Below are 16,995 nucleotides of genomic sequence, written 5' to 3'. Positions count from 1 at the left end.
TCTCACATTGCTATGCAATATTCATTCATTAGCATTGTCATATATTTCCTTCAATACCTTATCAGAAAATCTAAAATTTGTCTCCTGTATTTTCTCAAAAATTGGTTTTATAGAAGTAATGAGTCCCAGGTTTTTTGCTTTTAAAATAATACCCAATGTACCTGTGAACAGCAGATTTAACTTTTTTGCCAACTTTCGTCCTTTGTTGTCGTCGAGAATAAGAAGTGATGGGGCTGATTCGGTTGCTAAAGTAATGGCACTTGCTTCTCCGGCATCAATATCTAAAGAATTTTGAAAGGTGGTGTTTTTAGGTGATTTGATTTCAACCCAATCGGGTAAAGGAGAACCAAATTCTGCCGCAATAGTGGCTGTTGTTGTGATTTTAGTGAAAAGTAATCTTAAAAGATCTAATTCTCCGATTTTTTCAAGCAAAATGAAGCAGCTCGTATCAGCAATAACTATTTCATATTTTTTCTGCATCACTTAACATTTCAGAAGCAGGATAGTTCAATAGGGAAACACCATAATCAGCAAGTAATTCTGAGAATGTACGTTTTGATAAACCTGCCATGGCTGCTGCTTGCCCAATTGATAATTTTCCCGATTCAAATAGCTTTGCAGCAATGAAACGTACGGTATCGTGTTCATGCTCACCCAGGCTATCCGGAACTTGCAGCGTTATTGTTGTCATGATTTAAATATACGAAATATTATCTACTTGCAATTCTGCAATTGCTTCGAAACTTCAGTATAAGGTACAAATCCTTGCTTGTTACCGAAAGAATTGGTGATGTAAACCATTACCTGAGCCACATCAATATCGGCCAGTTCGGGGAAGGCAGGCATTTTTTCTTTGTATTCCTTGCCATGAATAACCAAAGTTTCGTTGGCGCCGTTTTTAATGAAACAAGCTAAACGGCTTTTGTTGGTTTTTAAGAAAACCGAGTCGGTTAAAGGAGGGGCAAGCTCACCTAATCCTTCGCCATTTTCGCCATGGCAGTTCTGGCACCTGCTTTTGTAAATGTCTTTTCCGTTTGACATGTAATTTTGCAGATCGATGGTTTCCTGGTTTTGGCAGGATACGATGATGGCGATAACAGCAAATAAAAAAATGGAGTTAATGATGTACTTGCGCATGTATTTTAGTTATTAACCACAGATAAGAACAGATGAACACCGATTTAAATAATTATCTGTGTTTATTCTGTATATCTGTGGTTGAAAAATAAGGTTTGTATTTACACTTGTAGTCAAAAAAATAACATTTTCTTGCTAATCCGTGCCTAAAGTCAATGTTCTACTTTTTGTATTCTGCCAGTAAAACCGGGATGTCTTTTTTTAATTGCTCAACCTGATCCTCTTTGGTGCCATCGTAAGCGCCACGAATCCTGCGGTCTTTGTCGATTAAAACCAGATACCCCTGGTGAATGTAGCCATCTTTAGCAGTGCTGTCTTCGCCAACCGCCACCAGGTAATTTTTTTCGGCCAAAGTATAAACACTGTCTTTGGTACCATAGAGAAACTGCCATTTCGGGCCATCAACGCCTAGTTTTTTAGCGTATTTTTTTAAAGCTGAAGGTTTATCGTATTTAAAATCAATGGTGTGCGAAACAAACATCACATCCGGGTTGGTTTTAAAATCGTTGTAAACCGTCATTAAGTTGCGGTGCATGGTAGGGCAGATGGTGGTGCAGGAAGTGAAAAAGAAATCGGCCACATATATTTTTCCGTCTGTTGCTTTGTTGGTTGTTAAAACACTATCCTGATTTAAGAAAGCCCAGTTCGGAATGGTTTGGTAAACCGTATCAATTTTTTCTACTCCGGCAGCATCTTTAACTATTTCTGCATGGCGCTCGCCATAAAACGGTAGTTTTTTTTCTTGCTTGCATGCGGTAAATATAGAAGCGAGCAACAGGCTGGCTGCTGCGTAAGAAATGATTTTATTCATGTTGTGAATTTAAAAATGTAAATATACAAGGTAATTCGGTCTAGGGTGTTAATTGTTTTAGAAAAGTCCGGGGTCAGATGTCGGAAAGTCCGAAGCCTGAATGTTTAAACTTGCTAACTTCATGTCTTCTGACATCTGTCTCCGGACTTCCGACTTATTTCTTTAAAAACTTGGCCGGTTCGGCAATAAACTTCTGCTTACAGCTTTCTGAACAGAAATAGTAAGTTTCTTTATTGTAAACCGTAGTTTTTGCTGTGGCGGCTTTTATCTTCATTTTACAAACAGGATCGATCACTACTTTTTTAGTAGAATCAACCACATTTGCTTCTTGTTTAGTGATAATTGGGTTCGCGTTTAATTTCAATGCGAATGTGCTTAATCCCATCAGGATAATTGCTGTGCTTAATTTTTTCATATCTATTGTTTTATGGAAAGTCCGGGCTCTGAAGTCAAAAGACCGAAGTAAATCTGCATATGCTTGCTTACCAGCTTACACCATATCTTCTGTCTCCGGTCTCCCGAACTCTGACTATTTAATTTTGTAAATTTTTAAAACTGAATCTGATTCGCGGGTAACCTTAATGTAACCATCTTCTACATCACGGATTTTAATCATCTGCGATTTGTAATAATCCAGGTCTTCCTGTTCGGTTTTACCTTTAAAATCATCTTTAAAAAAATGCATCCAATCCATCATTTTTTCATCTGCAGCGTTTAACCGGGCAATTACATCACTTACTTGCTGTTTGGCAGCAGCAGAATCGGGCGATTTTTTTAGTTGACCGGAAAGCAACAATGTATCGAGCTTCATTTTGTTTTTTACAACTTTTTCTCCGTCAATCATTAACTTATCGTGAATGTTTAAAACTTCCTTACGCACGGCTTCTGCATTGGGTTCCGTTTTGCAGGAACTGAAAAGGATAGCTAAAACGCCGATTGCGGTTGTGATTTGTCTTTTCATATTTTTAAAAATTATAAGTAATGCCAACATAAGCTTTACCTGCACTCATCGGGTGATCGGTTTCAGCTTCCCAGATGTTTTTCTGTACACCAACATTTAAGGCAATGTTTTTATAGAAAATATCGGCACCTATACCGCCCATTAAATTATTCATTACATGTTCGCCGGTTTTTTGCCCTTTGTATTTTTCACCCGCCGAATATTCGTAAAAAAACTGTGCCGAAGGCATGAATTGCCAATCTTTGCCAATACTTTGTTTGTAAAAAATATTCAGGAAACTGGTTGTGCTGTTGGCAATTCCCTCATCGCGGCTGTTGGTGCCATTTACCTTATAAGAGGTATTTAAACTTGCACCAAATTTACCCAATCCAACCAGATAGTTTATGTAAACAAAACCATCGGTACTACCGGTTCCGGCCTGCATAAGCGAAGAATAACGGATACCGGCCGTATTTTTGAAATCATTTTTTCCGGTAGGTAATTTAATTCCTGCGCCTGCAATAAGCTGCTGTTTAAAATCAGCATCCAGTTTTTGCATTAGATGATAACCTGCATACACATTGATATCGCCCACACCACCAATGGTTGAGGTGTAGCCGTTATAACGTTCGCTGTTAGAAACATAAGGCAAAATGGCATTCACCTCTAATCGGTTGCCTATAAAATACTTGCCTCTTATTTCAAGTGAACGATATAATTCATAATCACCAGGATTGCCCGCATGTCCGGTAATTGGCGCGCCCTGACTTCTGGCCGGAATAAAGAATTTTCCGCCATTCGGAAACAAGGAATGCGATTGCCCCTCGTAACCATTAAATGAGCGGTAGCGGTACAAGAGGCTGATGCTGTTGCGGTTATAATAGGGGGTAATGCCCATAAAACAACCGCAAATATCGCAGGCAAAAGCCTTACTGCCGAGCAGTACGAAAGCCAAAATGAATAATTTACGATTCGCTAAATAATGTATTTTTGATAAACTCATGATCTGTTAATGTTTTTAAAAATGCTTTAATCTGCTCTTTCTGAGAGCTGTTTAAAGGGATGCCATTTTTTAAGGAAGCATCCAGGTTTTCGGCTGCTTTTACGCCCGAATCGTAGTGGTTTAACACTTCATCCAGACTGTAAAAACGACCATCGTGCATGTAAGGGCTGGTATATTCGATATTGCGCAATGTGGGGACGCGGAACTTTCCGAAATCAGTTTGTACACTGGTAATGTGCGACCGGCCTTCATCTGCACTCAATAAATCTAAACCGTTGCTGCGATAAGAAAAATCGGTGAAAAAAGGCTCGGCATGGCAAGAACTGCACTTTTCTTTAAAAAGCGTATAACCAGCCTGCTCAGCTGTTGTAAAAACAGCCCCATTTTCTTTGCGCATTACCTGGTCGTACTTCGAATTGGCCGAAACCAGCATAGCAGTAAACTGCGTAATCGATTTCAGTATCAGCTGCGAGTTGATTTCGGTTGAGCCAAAGGCCTGTTTAAACATATCTGGATATGGTGCAGTGGCTTTTAAAAAAGTAACGATGGCTTGAATATCGGTACCCATTTCGCAGGCATCGGTAATGGCATTTAAGGGCGAAGTTTCGATGTTTTTTACACCACCATCCCAAAAGAAAGCTTTTTGCCAGGCCAGATTAATCAAAGGCGGGGTGTTGCGCTTGCCCTGACAGTTGTTTACACCATGACTCACCTTATGGTCGAGCTGGGTAAAAGCAGCAAATTGCTGATGGCAACTTCCACACGAAACGCTTTTATCGGCCGATAAGCGGGCATCGTAAAACAGCTTTTTACCCAGGGCAAAACCAGTATTACTTAGCTTGTTATCTTCGAAATTATATGTTGGTGCAGGAAAATTTGATGGAACTGTAAAGGCAATTTTTGTTTCTTGCTGGCTAACCTCATCCTCATTTTTACTGCAGGCATACATCAACGCAATGCTTAAGGCAAGCATTGCGAAGACTGCTATTTTCCTCAGCATTTAATTATGGATATGATCTAAACGAAACAACCCGTTAGCATAGTTATTGGCCACAATTACCGAATTTGGCCCACCCATTGTAAAATTCAGCGTAGCGAAACTTACATCGGTTTTACCTGTAAATAACGCAGCTGCATTGACGATAAAGTGCATATTGGGTTTGCCGTCAGTTCTGATGCGCAAAGGGTTAGTCGCATTAATTTCTGTAGCAAAGGTTCTGATGGTGTTGTTCGGATCAACTACGCCGCCAATGTGGAAAGTTAGTGCATTGTTTGCCGCTGTAGATTGTGGCGAACTACCTTCCAGTTTCACAAAAATATAACCACTGTTCCAGGTCCAGAACATGCCATTTGCCGGATCTAAAGCACCTGTTTGGGCACCGGCAAAGTTACGGGCATAGTCTACTCCAATGGTATATTCGATTTTGGTATAATCGCCGGTTGGTACATCTTTTAAAGTAATATTGGTCGATTCGGTTTTTGAAGCATCGATTAAAAAGTAGCTTTCCGGAATCAGGTAGCTGCTGCCATCGGCTTTACTTAATTTAATGTTGCTCACGTAGTATTTAAATACATTGATTTTGAAATCTTCGCCTTTAGCGTTTTTATATGTGGTTGTATTTAAGGTTAAAGGACTTCCGTTTACCTGGTTGTCGAACTCGATTGTGAAAGTAGATTTGGTTTCAGGAGTGGTTTCGTTGTTGTTTTTTTTGCAGGAAGTTAAAAGCAGGGCAGGGCACAATAATGCCAATAAGTATGTTGTGATTTTCATTTTAAGAAAATTGAATAAGTAAAAAATGGGGAATTATGAACGTAATCGTCATGCTGATCCGATAACTATCGAACTTATGCTACGTCTCAAAAAAAAATAAATTAATTGAGAGACCCTGAAATAAATTCAGGGTGACGTACGTACTTGAATTAAAAATTACTTAAACCGTTTTCGGCGGATGAAAAATGGAGATGGAGAGATCTTTAGCTGGCTTTTCCAGATAACCGCTTTCTGCTTTAATAACAAAGAAAGGAATAGTATGGTTAAGTACCACAATTTTAAACTGCGGTTCAGCTTCAACAACGCGTTTCAGGTTTTCCTGTGCCTGTTTGTTCTTGCCGTCTAAATCTTTCAGTTTTTTAGCAAGGAAACATTGCCCATCGCAATGCAGCTCAGGATGAGCCTTGTTGATACAAAATACACTGGTAATGTATTCCTTATTCATCTGATAACCCGAGTACACCACTAGCTGCATGTAACAATTGGAAATTGTACAGATAACTAAAAGATATATCAGAATTCTTTTGAACATGGGTATTGAGCTGCAAATGTACAAACGAAATTGAAAGCCACAAAGAAAAAATATGAAACTATAGCAAGGGCTAAGATTTAATGTTTGTTTTAAACTACATAACCATTATCTATTCCAGGCTTTCTGATGAAGTTCTTCTGAATTAATATCGTAATCACTCCATATCCCTTTAGAAAGGGTGAACTCAGCTGTCCGGACTGATTTTTCAGGGTCAGTTATCCTTAACTCAGCATCAATATCCCACGACTTTAAAAAGTTTAATAACGCATCAATTTTGCGCTGCTCTACATTATCTTTTAAAATTATCGCTGTCATGATGATCCTTTTTGTAATTGTAAATATAAGCAATCTATTTTTATGGTGTGTTGACTTCTTGTAATTCTATAGTTTGTATATCAGTTAGGGTGCAATTATTTTCTGTTACGGATTCACAGAGACCACCGAAAATCCCTCTGTCATTTTTTAAGTGATTTTCCGTGTTAATCCGTGCTTCCGTGGCTGAAATAAAATTATTGGATTAGGCATAAAAAAACACAGATGAATGACCTTCATCTGTGTTTTTCAATTTTTTATTAAGCGTTTAAATTATGCCTGTAAATCAGTCATTACTGCTTTGATTTTATCTCCCAAAGCTGCATTTACTTCTTCGAAATCTTTTCTATCCGCTAAAGGTGCATTAACACTGCAATAGAACTTAATTTTGGGTTCGGTACCACTCGGACGGGCAGAAACAATGCTTCCATCAGCAGTAATGAACTGTAAAACATCAGAAGTTGGATAATCCAGTTTGGTTACCTTTCCGGTAGCTAAATCTGTTTCCTGACTTAATTCGTAATCTTTCAATACTGAAACAGGTGAACCGCCAAGACTAGCAGGTGGGTTTTCCCTGAATTTCACCATCATGGCTTTAATTTCTTCAGCACCGGTTTTACCTTTTTTGGTTAACGATACCAGGTCTTCTTTATACAGGCCGTATTCTACATACATATCCAGTAAAGCGTTATACAAGCTGGCACCTTTATCTTTGTAATAAGCGGTCATTTCGGCGATAAACGCAGCAGAAACCACCGCATCTTTATCGCGTACCAAATCGCCGATCAGGTAACCATAGCTTTCTTCGCCACCACCAATAAAGTATTTTTTACCTTCCAGCTCGGTCATTAACTGGCCGATGTATTTAAAGCCGGTTAAGGTATTGTAGTAGGTTACGTTTTTCTTTTTGGCAATTTCTTCAATCAGGTTAGAAGTAACGATTGTTTTCACAATAAACTGATTTCCATCTAGTTTTCCGCTTTCCTGCCAGGCCGATAATAAATAATTAATTAACAAACATCCCGTTTGGTTACCGTTTAATAATACCCACTCGCCATTATTGTCTTTTACTGCAATACCCACACGGTCGGCATCAGGATCGGTTGCCAGAACTAAATCAGCATCTATTTCTTTTGCCTTGTTCATGGCTAAAGTAAGCGCTTCTTTTTCTTCCGGGTTTGGATAAACTACCGTAGGGAAATTACCATCCGGTTTGCTTTGTTCTTCAACAATGGTAACATTGGTAAAACCGAATTGCTCAAGCGCTTTAGGCACCAGAGTAATACCTGTACCGTGAATAGGAGAGAACACAATTTTTAAATCGTGCTGTCTCTTAATCGCCTCTGGCGAGATAGATAAAGCAGTAATGCCATCCAGGTAAAGTTTATCTACATCTTCGCCAATGAGCTGGATATTGGCATCTATACGGTCAAATTTAACCTCATCGATGCTTTTGATCTTGTTTACTTCATCAATAACCAGTTTATCATCAGGAGAGGTAAACTGACCACCATCTGCGCCGTAAGCTTTATAACCATTATATTCTTTAGGATTGTGTGAAGCCGTTAACATTACACCACTTTTGCAACCAAAATGGCGCACTGCGAACGATAATTCGGGTGTTGGTCTTAATGCCGAAAAGAAATAAACATGGATACCGTTAGCCGAGAAAACATCAGCCGTAATTTTGGCAAAATAGTCAGAATTGTTGCGGCTATCGTGCGCAATGGCAACTTTAATCTTCTCGTTAGGATATTTATTGTTTAGGTAATTGGCTAAGCCTTGTGTAGCGGTACCAATCGTATATTTATTAATGCGGTTTGAGCCTGCACCCATAATACCGCGTAAACCACCTGTACCAAACTCTAAACTTTTATAAAAGGCATCTGTTAATTCGGTGGTGGCATTGTTATCAACAAGCGCCTGAATTTCGGCCTTGGTATTCTCATCATAATTTCCGCTTAACCATTGATTAATTGTGGCTTGCGTTGCTTGATCAATTGCTTGCATTGAGCTGTTTTTTAAATTTAATATCTGGTGTTGAACAAATTTCAATGCATGAAGTTTGGTTAAAAACCAATTAATTTTCATCCATCCAAATTTTATTTTGTTGAGGGTGTTGCTTTTAAGCTGCTTTTGCTTATTTTCACGCCCCGATACAATAATAAAGAAATTCCGGTATTAAAGTGGACCGACTGTAACTTTTTTAAAATAGTTTTAAAATTTGTAAAGTTATCGCCCTTTTTTCGCTGGAAAAAACAACAAAGAACTAGATGAAAATATTAAAATTTGGGGGTACTTCTGTAGGTAGTCCCGAGCGCATGACGAAATTATTGGATATCATTAATCCAAATGAAGAGCAGATTGTGGTTTTATCAGCAGTGTCTGGTACCACAAACAGTTTAGTAGAAATTGCAAATCATTTTTTAGCTGGCGATAAGAAGAAGGGAAGCGAGTGCGTCGAAAACCTTTACCAAAAATATAAAACCTTTGTAATAGAACTTTTGCCTGCTGCCGAATTTCAGGAGCAGGGAAATGAGGTGATTGATTATCACTTTGGCTTTTTAGCTGGCCTGGCTAACGACCTCTTTACTTCGATTGAAGAAAAGGTTGTTCTGGCACAAGGTGAATTGTTATCTACTACTTTATATCACATCTATTTAAAATCGATCGGTGTACCATCGGTATTATTGCCTGCTTTAGATTTTATGAAAACGGATGAGGACAACGAGCCAGATATTCCTTTTACAACCAAACATTTAATGCCTTTATTGGAGCAGCATAAAGATAACAAGCTGTTTATAACACAAGGTTACATTTGCCGCAACAGTTTTGGCGAGGTAGATAACCTGCGTCGTGGCGGAAGTGATTATACTGCATCATTATTAGGTGCAGCAATTCTGGCCGAAGAAGTTCAAATCTGGACGGATATTGATGGTATGCACAACAACGATCCGCGTATTGTTAAAGGTACCAAACCAATTGCACAGTTATCGTTTGATGAGGCTGCTGAGTTAGCTTACTTCGGCGCTAAAATTTTACATCCGCAGTCGGTTTTCCCGGCTCAGAAATATAAAATTCCGGTTCGTTTGCTAAATACCATGGAGCCGGCAGCTGCAGGTACTTTAATTACGCACGATAGCGAAAAAGGCAAAATCAAGTCAATTGCAGCCAAAGATGGTATTACGGCAATCCGCATCCAATCCAGTCGCATGCTATTGGCTTATGGTTTCTTACGCAGGGTTTTCGAAGTATTTGAAAGGTATAAAACACCAATTGATATGATTACCACTTCGGAGGTTGCCGTATCGTTAACCATTGATGAAACGGCTCATTTACCACAAATTATCGAAGAACTGGAAAGTTTCGGAACGGTAGAAGTAGATAGGGACCATAGTATCGTTTGTGTTGTAGGCGACTTCGGCTCTGAAAAGCATGGCTTTGCCAGCAGGGTTTTAGAAGGTTTAAAACACATTCCAATCCGCATGATTTCTTACGGTGGTAGCAATTACAACGTTTCGCTTTTAATTTTAAGCGAATATAAAACCGAAGCTTTAAGAAGCTTGCACAACCGTTTATTCGAATAACAGAAAAAACGCGCCGGTTATTACCAGCAGTCCGATGAGGCAGTGAACCGCTAAGAAAGCTGCTGGTAATAATCCGTTTTTATACTTTTTGTAGGAGTTAAATAAACCCAGCGAAAGGATAAGGACAATAAAAAGGGCTGCTGCTATTTTCATTTTCTGATAAATAAAAGGAAAAGTACAATCAGCAGTAATACGATAAAAAACCGGATTTTGCCGTTGTATTGTTTGTGGGTAATTCTTCCGTGCTTTAAATCGAGGTAGTTACCAATATATACCAGCCCAAAGAATAGAATTAAAATTATAATAAGGAATTTGAACATGTTCGCCGATAAAGATATATCAAAGTTTAACAATATAGAAACACCTTTTTACTATTATGATACTGAGTTGTTGCAGAAAACTTTGCGCACCTGCGCAGATGCTGCTGCTCCATACGGGTTTCATATCCATTACGCACTGAAGGCCAACTTCAATGCTGTTTTGTTAGAACAGATTAAAGGAATTGGTTTCGGTGCCGACTGTGTAAGTGCAGGCGAGGTGAGAAGGGCAGTAGAAGTAGGCTTTGATGCTGGTAAAATTGTATTTGCCGGTGTGGGTAAATCAGATAAAGAGATAAATGAAGCACTTGACCTGGATATTTTCTGCTTTAACGTAGAATCGATACAGGAATTAGAAGTGTTGAACGAACTGGCAGCCAAAAAAGGTAAAACTGCCCAGGTTGCTATCCGCATTAACCCCAATGTGGATGCGCATACACACCATAACATTACCACAGGTTTAGATGAAAATAAATTCGGGATCAACTCATGGGATTTACCTGAGTGTGCCGAAACTTTAAAAGCTTCTGCAAACCTGAAATTTATCGGTATTCACTTTCATATTGGCTCGCAAATTACCAACCTGGATGTTTACAAAAACCTTTGCGTGCGCGTTAACGAATTTGCAACCTGGTTTGAAGATAAGGGCTTTAATTTAAAGGTTTTAAATGTTGGCGGTGGTCTAGGCATTGATTATCATAATCCTGATAACCAGATTCCTGATTTTGAAGCTTATTTTAAAATTTTTAACGAGTTTTTAGAAGTAAAAGCCGGTCAGGAAGTACATTTTGAATTGGGCAGAGCATTGGTTGGACAATCGGCTTCGTTAATCACCCGTGCTTTGTACATTAAAAAAGGTAAGAAAAAGAACTTTGTAGTATTGGATGCAGGTATGACTGAGTTAATGCGTCCGGCATTGTATCAGGCGTATCATAAGATTGAAAATTTGTCTCAAATCTCAAATCTCAAATCTCAAATCTCAATTAGGTATGATATAGTAGGCCCGATCTGCGAAAGCACCGATTGTTTTGGTAAGGAAGTTGAACAGCCAGAATCATTCAGAGGCGATATTTTTGCTATACGCAGTGCGGGTGCTTATGGAGAGGTTATGGCTTCGAAGTACAATTTGCGCGATGCCATCCGATCAGTTTACAGTACTGAGATATAAAAAATAAGTTTGTCACACTGAGCTTGTCGAGGTGCTTTTTGCATTTGTTTATGCTACTCCTTCGACAGGCTCAGGATGACCAATCCAGGGTTAGATTAAATCCGCTTTCTAAGCGAAAAATAGCCAACCCCGGCTAAAATCACCGTTAGGGTGGTTATGGATAGCAGGTTAATCCAGATAACAGGCACATCTTTAGGAACATACTTTTCCAGTTTATAATTTTCAATATCCGTATTTTTAAGTTCACCATTGGTAAAAATGGCCGGATAAAAGTGCAGTCTGATTGTTTCATGATATTTCCTAACGGCCTGCTGAAAATTAAGGTGACTATCCAGATCGGTACCAGCAAGCTCATTAACGCCCAATTGTAATTGTATGCTTGGGAAAAAGAGCGCAACTGTTTCAGTAAAGTTTTGTCTCGAAGCCAGCTTTTTTTCAATTAATACACGACTTCCCAAAGCGGAATCGTCGCCCATTTGTTGCATGCCATAATACCAGTACCAGCTAAAAGTTTTTTCTTCGGGAAAAGGATATTTTTTCAGTTGCGGATAATGCTTAAAAAAGGGTGCCATGGTTACCGATTTATCCATGTCCCACTTTTCATGGTAGCCTTCGCGCTGGTTAATTACATTTTGTAAGGCCTCTGGTACCGGGTACTTTTTGGTAAGCAAGAGATTTAAACTTGCAGGTACCACAATACACAGCAAAACCCAAACAGCAATGAGTGCTGATGCATTAAAGCTTGATGATTTATGGAGTGAAATAGCAACAAAAGCAACCGCAAACCAGAATGCAAGGTAAAGCAGAATTAAAGTCATTACGGTTGCAAAGGTGCCATCAAATGGAAGCTGCAGGTAAATACCAGCCACAAGCATGAGTAAGAGTGCCAATACAAAAATCACCACAAGCCTCACCAAAATCTTTCGCCAGATGATTGTGAATGTTTTGTCGGTTTGCGCTTTTAACAAGGGCCAGATACCACTTTCTTTTTGTTCTGAGAGCAGGTTATAACTGAAGGCTATAATGACCAGCGGAAATAGAAAAATAAAAACAAAACTGAGATCCATTTTACCCAAAAGCAGGCTTAAAGGGTTACTTAGATCGGTATCGTACAGCTGACCTTCCAGTCCCAGCATAGTTACCGATATGAGGTAAGGATTAACATCACGCTGCCCGTTGGCAAAAGCTGCCCATGCGCCTGGTGTATTGGCCAAAGAAAATTTGTTGTGATAGAAAAACAAACCAATATCATTACCAAAATGTGCTATGTTTTGCCTGGTTTGTTGCTTTTGTAAACTTGCAGCTTTTGTAATTACCTGTTCTTGTTTTTCGATAAAAGTTTTGCCGAAATACAAGCCTGCAAAACCCATTAAAATTAACAGGATTATGCCCATCCAGGTAGCACTGTTTCTGAAAAACAGCTTGAACTCTAGTATATAAATGCTTTTATTCATGTGTTGGAGGTGTTTAATTTTGGTTTGGGATTGTTTTAACCCACCGGGCCGTGCATTGGATCATGATGATTACTAATGTTAACCAGCATAATAGCGAAGCAAGTGCCAGTAATTCGCTTTTGAGTATGGTACCTAAGTGGCTAAACCGGTAGTTGAAATCGGGCTGTTGTGCCCAGTTAGACCGGCTTATAGCCAGTGGTTTAGCGGTTTCACCCGGTGAGTTGTTGCTGATTTTATCGATCTGCAGCTTGTTCATTTTTTGTGCCAAACCATAACGATAGGTTTCTGCCTGATTTTGAAAATCGACAAAGGTTTTAAAATCGGAAGCTGTAAGCGCCATGGATACGTTTTTGAGTGATAAATAAGGATTTAGAAAGCCAGAGAGCAGGGTGAGGCGGTTCTGTTTTTCGAAAGTCGCGTTCAGGTGTCGCTGGTGGTTACTGTATATTTTCGAACTGATTTTTTCACCTTCGGCCATAATATAGCCTCCATAATTGAATGGCAGTTTTTTTACATCATCTACTTTGTAGGCTTTAAGTAACGAATCTTTAATGGAGGCGTAGTGCACATCGTTGGGGTTGTGACTATCGCCTTGCCTGCTGATATCGGCTGCAATGGCATCAGCAAATTCTATTTTAGAAGGCGAGGGGTGGATTTTATCGCCAATGGCTTGTGTAATCCGCGGCATAATTACCATAAAGAAGATCCAGCAGGCCAGCAAGGTCGTTAATGCGGCTTTCGAACTTTGTTGATAAGCGGATACCAAAACAGTAATGGCCGAAACGATAAAGAAATATACTGAGTAACATAAAATCAGCATCAGTAACCGCAGACTCGAATCGGGGTTAATTTGCCAATTGCTTAAAGAAGCCCACAACAATATGGTGAGCAAAATGAGTGGTAAGAAAATAGCAAGGCAAACACTAATAATACCCAGTGTTTTACCCCAGAGCAGCTGTTTCCAGCTCACATTTTGGCACAATAAGATCTTTAATGTACCCAATTCGCGCTCGGCAGAAATACTGTTATAGCCTAAAAAGAAAATGAGCAGCGGAACCAAGAGCTGCAGTACCATAGCTACGCTGATTTCGCCGAAACGTAACATGCCGTTTGCAAAACTGGCTTCGCTAAAATTAACGGTATTTTGTTTATGAGCTTCTAAAAAGATACTTACCCCCGCAAAGCTTTCAATACCGAAATCAAAAAAGCTGAGCTCGTGTTTTTCGCGGAAGGCCAGGTATCCATAATGCGCCATCCGGTGCGGGTGTTTATCGGGTTTGGCCAGCCATTTTGCCCTAACCAGTGCTTTATAATGCAGCCTTTGGTTTTGCTGCGATTTGTAATTTTGCCAACCTACATAAGTGGCCAAACAAAGTGATACGCCCAATAAAATCAGGAGCGCCAGGGTGGCTTTGTTGCTAAATGCGGTTTTAAAGGTTTGCCTGGCAATAGTGGTAATAATATTCGACATTATATGCGGTAGGTTACGTTAAACATGATGTTTCTGGGCGTGCCCGGAAAAAGCCTTAAATAATTTTGCGCGCCAACCCAATAGGTTTTGTTTAAGATATTATTCAGATTTGCGGCCAGTTGCACTTTGCTGCCCACTGGCGAATAATAAATAGCTGCATCGAAAAGGGTGTAAGCCGGTAGCTCAAAATCTCTGATGTAAAGCGGAAGTTTAGTGCCACTGTACTGTACGCCTGCGCCAAAACCAATGCCTTTTAATTTTATGGTTTCGAGATTGTAACGGGTCCATAAGCTGGCGCTGTGTTTCGGGGTGTTTTGCACCCTTTGACCAATTAATGCCGGATTAAAATCGTCTTGAATAATGGCATCGATATAGCTATAGCCTGTATTAAATTGCCAGTTAGCACTGATAAAACCAGAAGCTTCAAATTCGAAGCCCCTGCTTCGCTGCGCACCACGTTCAATTAAACGGTTTACATCTAAGGGATCATTGGCATTCATCAACAGGTTTTTCTGATTGATTTCAAAAAATGCCAAATTGATCATTAAACGCTTGTTAAGCCATTCTGATTTGGCGCCAATTTCTTTAAGATCGCTTTCTAAAGGTTTGAAATTACTGCCTGCAGGTGGTGGTACTATAACCAGGCTCGAAGTGTTGCCTTGTGGCTGGTAGCCCTGTAGATAGGTGCCGTAAATATTAATGTTTGGATTAACCGCGTAGGTAATCCCAGCTCTTGGTAAAAGTTTGTGTTGGACTATTTTCTTTTCTGTAGTCAATTTGTAATTGCTGTAATCTTCGTACCATTCCTGCCTTAATCCCAATGTAAGTGTTACTTTGCCATAGGTAAGCTGATCTTGCAGATACACACCATTAACCAGGTAGTAAGATGGGGGGATCTCCGTTTTGGTAAAAGTATAATCACTTAGATTTTTCAGGGTATAAGCCGGATTGGCCAGGTTAAAATGCTCTACATTAGGCACTGGTGCATTTACTCCGTTTACGGTTTTAAAAAGATAAAGGTCTTTTTTTGCCGGATCGTAGCGTGTAGCGATGGTGCCATCTTTTAACCGGTAACCCTGAGCCGAATTTTCTCCGCCACCTCTTAGTTTTTGGGTATTTATTCTATCATAACCAATTACCAGTTTATGACCAATATGGAATGTATTGGCATTAATACTGAAATAAGTACTGAGATTATCAGTTGCCCATTTCTGCTGCCGCTGTACTGCGCGCATTGCGGCTAAAGTGGGGATAGCCTGATTATTTTCATCTACACCAAAGGCATTGGTTGTTCTGTGCTCCAGCAGATCTTCATTCCAGTTCTGCTTCATGTAGGCCGCATTGAAAACAATATTTTCGGTCAGTTTATGCGAAAAACTCGTCATCAACATCAAATCTTGCGTGTTAAAGCGATCGTTGCTGGCCCCCATGTTAAAAGTGATTGGCGTGCTGTTTAAATCTGTCTGTCCGGCAATGGCGCCAAATATAGCCTGTCCCCGGTCTAACCGTGAGTTGCTGTTGTTCATTACCACCTCAACATTTAAACTGGTACGATCTGATGGCCGGTAGGAGAATGAAGGTGCAATCATATATCCTTTCCGGTATTGCAGATCTCTAAAGCTTTTACTGTCTTCGTAACCAATATTTAAGCGGTAAAGTAAGGTTTTAGCTGTGTTTAATGGCCCGGTAAAATCGAGTGCACCGCGAATAGTGCTAAAACTTCCGGCTGAAATGCTCACTTCTTTACGGTCTTCGGTCAGCGGTTTTTTAGTTACCAGGTTAATACTACCACCGGGATCTACACTCGAAAATGTAGCACTTGCTGGACCTTTTATCACTTCAATACGCTCGAGATTATTGGTTAAGGGCTGATTAAAATAATACTGGCGTGTACGCATGCCATTAATAATTGCACCTTCTTCGTTTTGGTTAATACCCCTGATGGCGAATTGGTTGTAATAACTGCTTTGCGATACACTGGTTACATTTTTAACCGCATCAGCCAGCACAGCAGCCTGCCTGTCGGCCATTAATTCTTTAGAAACGGATGAAATGGCTTGAGGAATATCTTTGTTGGCCGTAGCGGTTTTAGTGGCCGAAAAAGAATAATCTCCGTAATACTTTCTGGCATTGGTTCCTACAATTTCAACAGTCTGGAGTTCTTCATTGGAGGCGGCCAAAATAACAGGATCCAGAACTAAATCACTGCTGATAAGGTAAGTTTTACTAAAACCGGCGTAACCTACAGCACTCGCATTAAAGGTATAACTGCCTGCTTGAGGTAAAATTATGGCAAAGTTACCGAGCGAATCAGTGCTGGTATGCAGCAGGTCTTTGCCGCTTTTTAATTTAATATTGGCCTTATAAATGGCAAGATGGTTTGCATCGAGCACTTTCCCTGTTACCTTAACCTGCGCATTAATCTGGAGGCTGGTTAAAAAGATACAAACGAAAATTAAGCTGATCCGAAAAATATGATATATCAATTTCAT

At 39.7% G+C, this 16,995-nt stretch carries 17 protein-coding genes; 2 read left to right on the top strand and 15 right to left on the bottom strand.

All coding sequences use genetic code 11. The features are described from left to right. Nucleotides 1-21: 21 nt before the first annotated feature. The 12 genes from BLR37_RS01565 to BLR37_RS01510 all read right to left on the bottom strand — a co-directional run bounded on the left by BLR37_RS01565 (nucleotide 22) and on the right by BLR37_RS01510 (nucleotide 8,516). On the bottom strand, nucleotides 22-480 hold the full coding sequence (locus BLR37_RS01565) for a PIN domain-containing protein (protein WP_090763656.1): 459 nt from the start codon (nucleotides 478-480) through the stop codon (nucleotides 22-24). Then, complete coding sequence (locus BLR37_RS01560; RefSeq protein WP_090763653.1) at nucleotides 464-691, bottom strand: UPF0175 family protein; 228 nt, start codon at nucleotides 689-691, stop codon at nucleotides 464-466. The genes BLR37_RS01565 and BLR37_RS01560 overlap by 17 nt, the downstream gene beginning before the upstream one ends. Before the next feature lie 23 nt (nucleotides 692-714). After that, nucleotides 715-1,137, bottom strand: a complete 423-nt coding sequence (locus tag BLR37_RS01555; RefSeq protein ID WP_090763652.1) for a c-type cytochrome — start codon at nucleotides 1,135-1,137, stop codon at nucleotides 715-717. 160 nt (nucleotides 1,138-1,297) lie between these two features. After that, the gene (locus BLR37_RS01550; RefSeq protein WP_090763651.1) at nucleotides 1,298-1,948 is read right to left on the bottom strand and encodes an SCO family protein; all 651 of its coding nucleotides are present in this window, start codon (nucleotides 1,946-1,948) and stop codon (nucleotides 1,298-1,300) included. A 154-nt stretch (nucleotides 1,949-2,102) separates the two neighbouring features. Beyond that, on the bottom strand, nucleotides 2,103-2,363 hold the full coding sequence (locus BLR37_RS01545; protein WP_208599581.1) for a YHS domain-containing protein: 261 nt from the start codon (nucleotides 2,361-2,363) through the stop codon (nucleotides 2,103-2,105). Between the two features lie 114 nt (nucleotides 2,364-2,477). Next, entirely contained in the window at nucleotides 2,478-2,909 is a 432-nt protein-coding gene (locus BLR37_RS01540) for a hypothetical protein (protein ID WP_090763650.1), read from the bottom strand. Between the two features lie 4 nt (nucleotides 2,910-2,913). Beyond that, complete coding sequence (locus BLR37_RS01535; protein ID WP_090763649.1) at nucleotides 2,914-3,891, bottom strand: transporter; 978 nt, start codon at nucleotides 3,889-3,891, stop codon at nucleotides 2,914-2,916. Next, entirely contained in the window at nucleotides 3,854-4,891 is a 1,038-nt protein-coding gene (locus tag BLR37_RS01530) for a cytochrome-c peroxidase (RefSeq protein ID WP_244154564.1), read from the bottom strand. The genes BLR37_RS01535 and BLR37_RS01530 overlap by 38 nt, the downstream gene beginning before the upstream one ends. After that, the gene (locus tag BLR37_RS01525; RefSeq protein ID WP_090763643.1) at nucleotides 4,892-5,662 is read right to left on the bottom strand and encodes an MbnP family protein; all 771 of its coding nucleotides are present in this window, start codon (nucleotides 5,660-5,662) and stop codon (nucleotides 4,892-4,894) included. It lies immediately after the preceding gene. A gap of 160 nt (nucleotides 5,663-5,822) precedes the next feature. Next, nucleotides 5,823-6,137, bottom strand: coding sequence for a hypothetical protein (locus BLR37_RS01520; RefSeq protein ID WP_090763640.1), 315 nt, complete (start codon nucleotides 6,135-6,137; stop codon nucleotides 5,823-5,825). Between the two features lie 162 nt (nucleotides 6,138-6,299). Continuing rightward, nucleotides 6,300-6,509, bottom strand: a complete 210-nt coding sequence (locus BLR37_RS01515) for a hypothetical protein (protein ID WP_090763638.1) — start codon at nucleotides 6,507-6,509, stop codon at nucleotides 6,300-6,302. 270 nt (nucleotides 6,510-6,779) lie between these two features. After that, a complete protein-coding gene (locus BLR37_RS01510) occupies nucleotides 6,780-8,516 on the bottom strand; it encodes a phospho-sugar mutase (protein WP_090764809.1) in 1,737 nt (578 codons plus the stop codon). 263 nt (nucleotides 8,517-8,779) lie between these two features. Between BLR37_RS01510 and BLR37_RS01505 the strand changes: the two genes are divergently transcribed. Together BLR37_RS01505 and lysA are read left to right on the top strand one after the other, a co-directional pair. After that, on the top strand, nucleotides 8,780-10,093 hold the full coding sequence (locus BLR37_RS01505; RefSeq protein WP_039470980.1) for an aspartate kinase: 1,314 nt from the start codon (nucleotides 8,780-8,782) through the stop codon (nucleotides 10,091-10,093). Between the two features lie 318 nt (nucleotides 10,094-10,411). After that, a complete protein-coding gene (lysA, locus tag BLR37_RS01500) occupies nucleotides 10,412-11,578 on the top strand; it encodes a diaminopimelate decarboxylase (RefSeq protein WP_090763635.1) in 1,167 nt (388 codons plus the stop codon). Nucleotides 11,579-11,673: 95 nt separating this feature from the next. Here the strand turns inward: lysA and BLR37_RS01495 are convergent, their stop codons facing one another. The 3 genes from BLR37_RS01495 to BLR37_RS01485 are packed head-to-tail and all read right to left on the bottom strand — an operon-like array spanning nucleotide 11,674 to nucleotide 16,995. After that, complete coding sequence (locus tag BLR37_RS01495; protein WP_090763631.1) at nucleotides 11,674-13,032, bottom strand: DUF3526 domain-containing protein; 1,359 nt, start codon at nucleotides 13,030-13,032, stop codon at nucleotides 11,674-11,676. A gap of 13 nt (nucleotides 13,033-13,045) precedes the next feature. Continuing rightward, nucleotides 13,046-14,503, bottom strand: coding sequence for an ABC transporter permease (locus tag BLR37_RS01490; RefSeq protein ID WP_208599580.1), 1,458 nt, complete (start codon nucleotides 14,501-14,503; stop codon nucleotides 13,046-13,048). Beyond that, complete coding sequence (locus BLR37_RS01485; protein ID WP_090763626.1) at nucleotides 14,503-16,995, bottom strand: TonB-dependent siderophore receptor; 2,493 nt, start codon at nucleotides 16,993-16,995, stop codon at nucleotides 14,503-14,505. The genes BLR37_RS01490 and BLR37_RS01485 overlap by 1 nt, the downstream gene beginning before the upstream one ends.

The sequence above is a fragment of the Pedobacter soli genome (assembly GCF_900101435.1).
Classification (GTDB): domain Bacteria; phylum Bacteroidota; class Bacteroidia; order Sphingobacteriales; family Sphingobacteriaceae; genus Pedobacter; species Pedobacter soli.
Note: the sequence above shows the minus strand (reverse complement) of the source record. Positions and strands in the feature narration are given on the sequence as shown.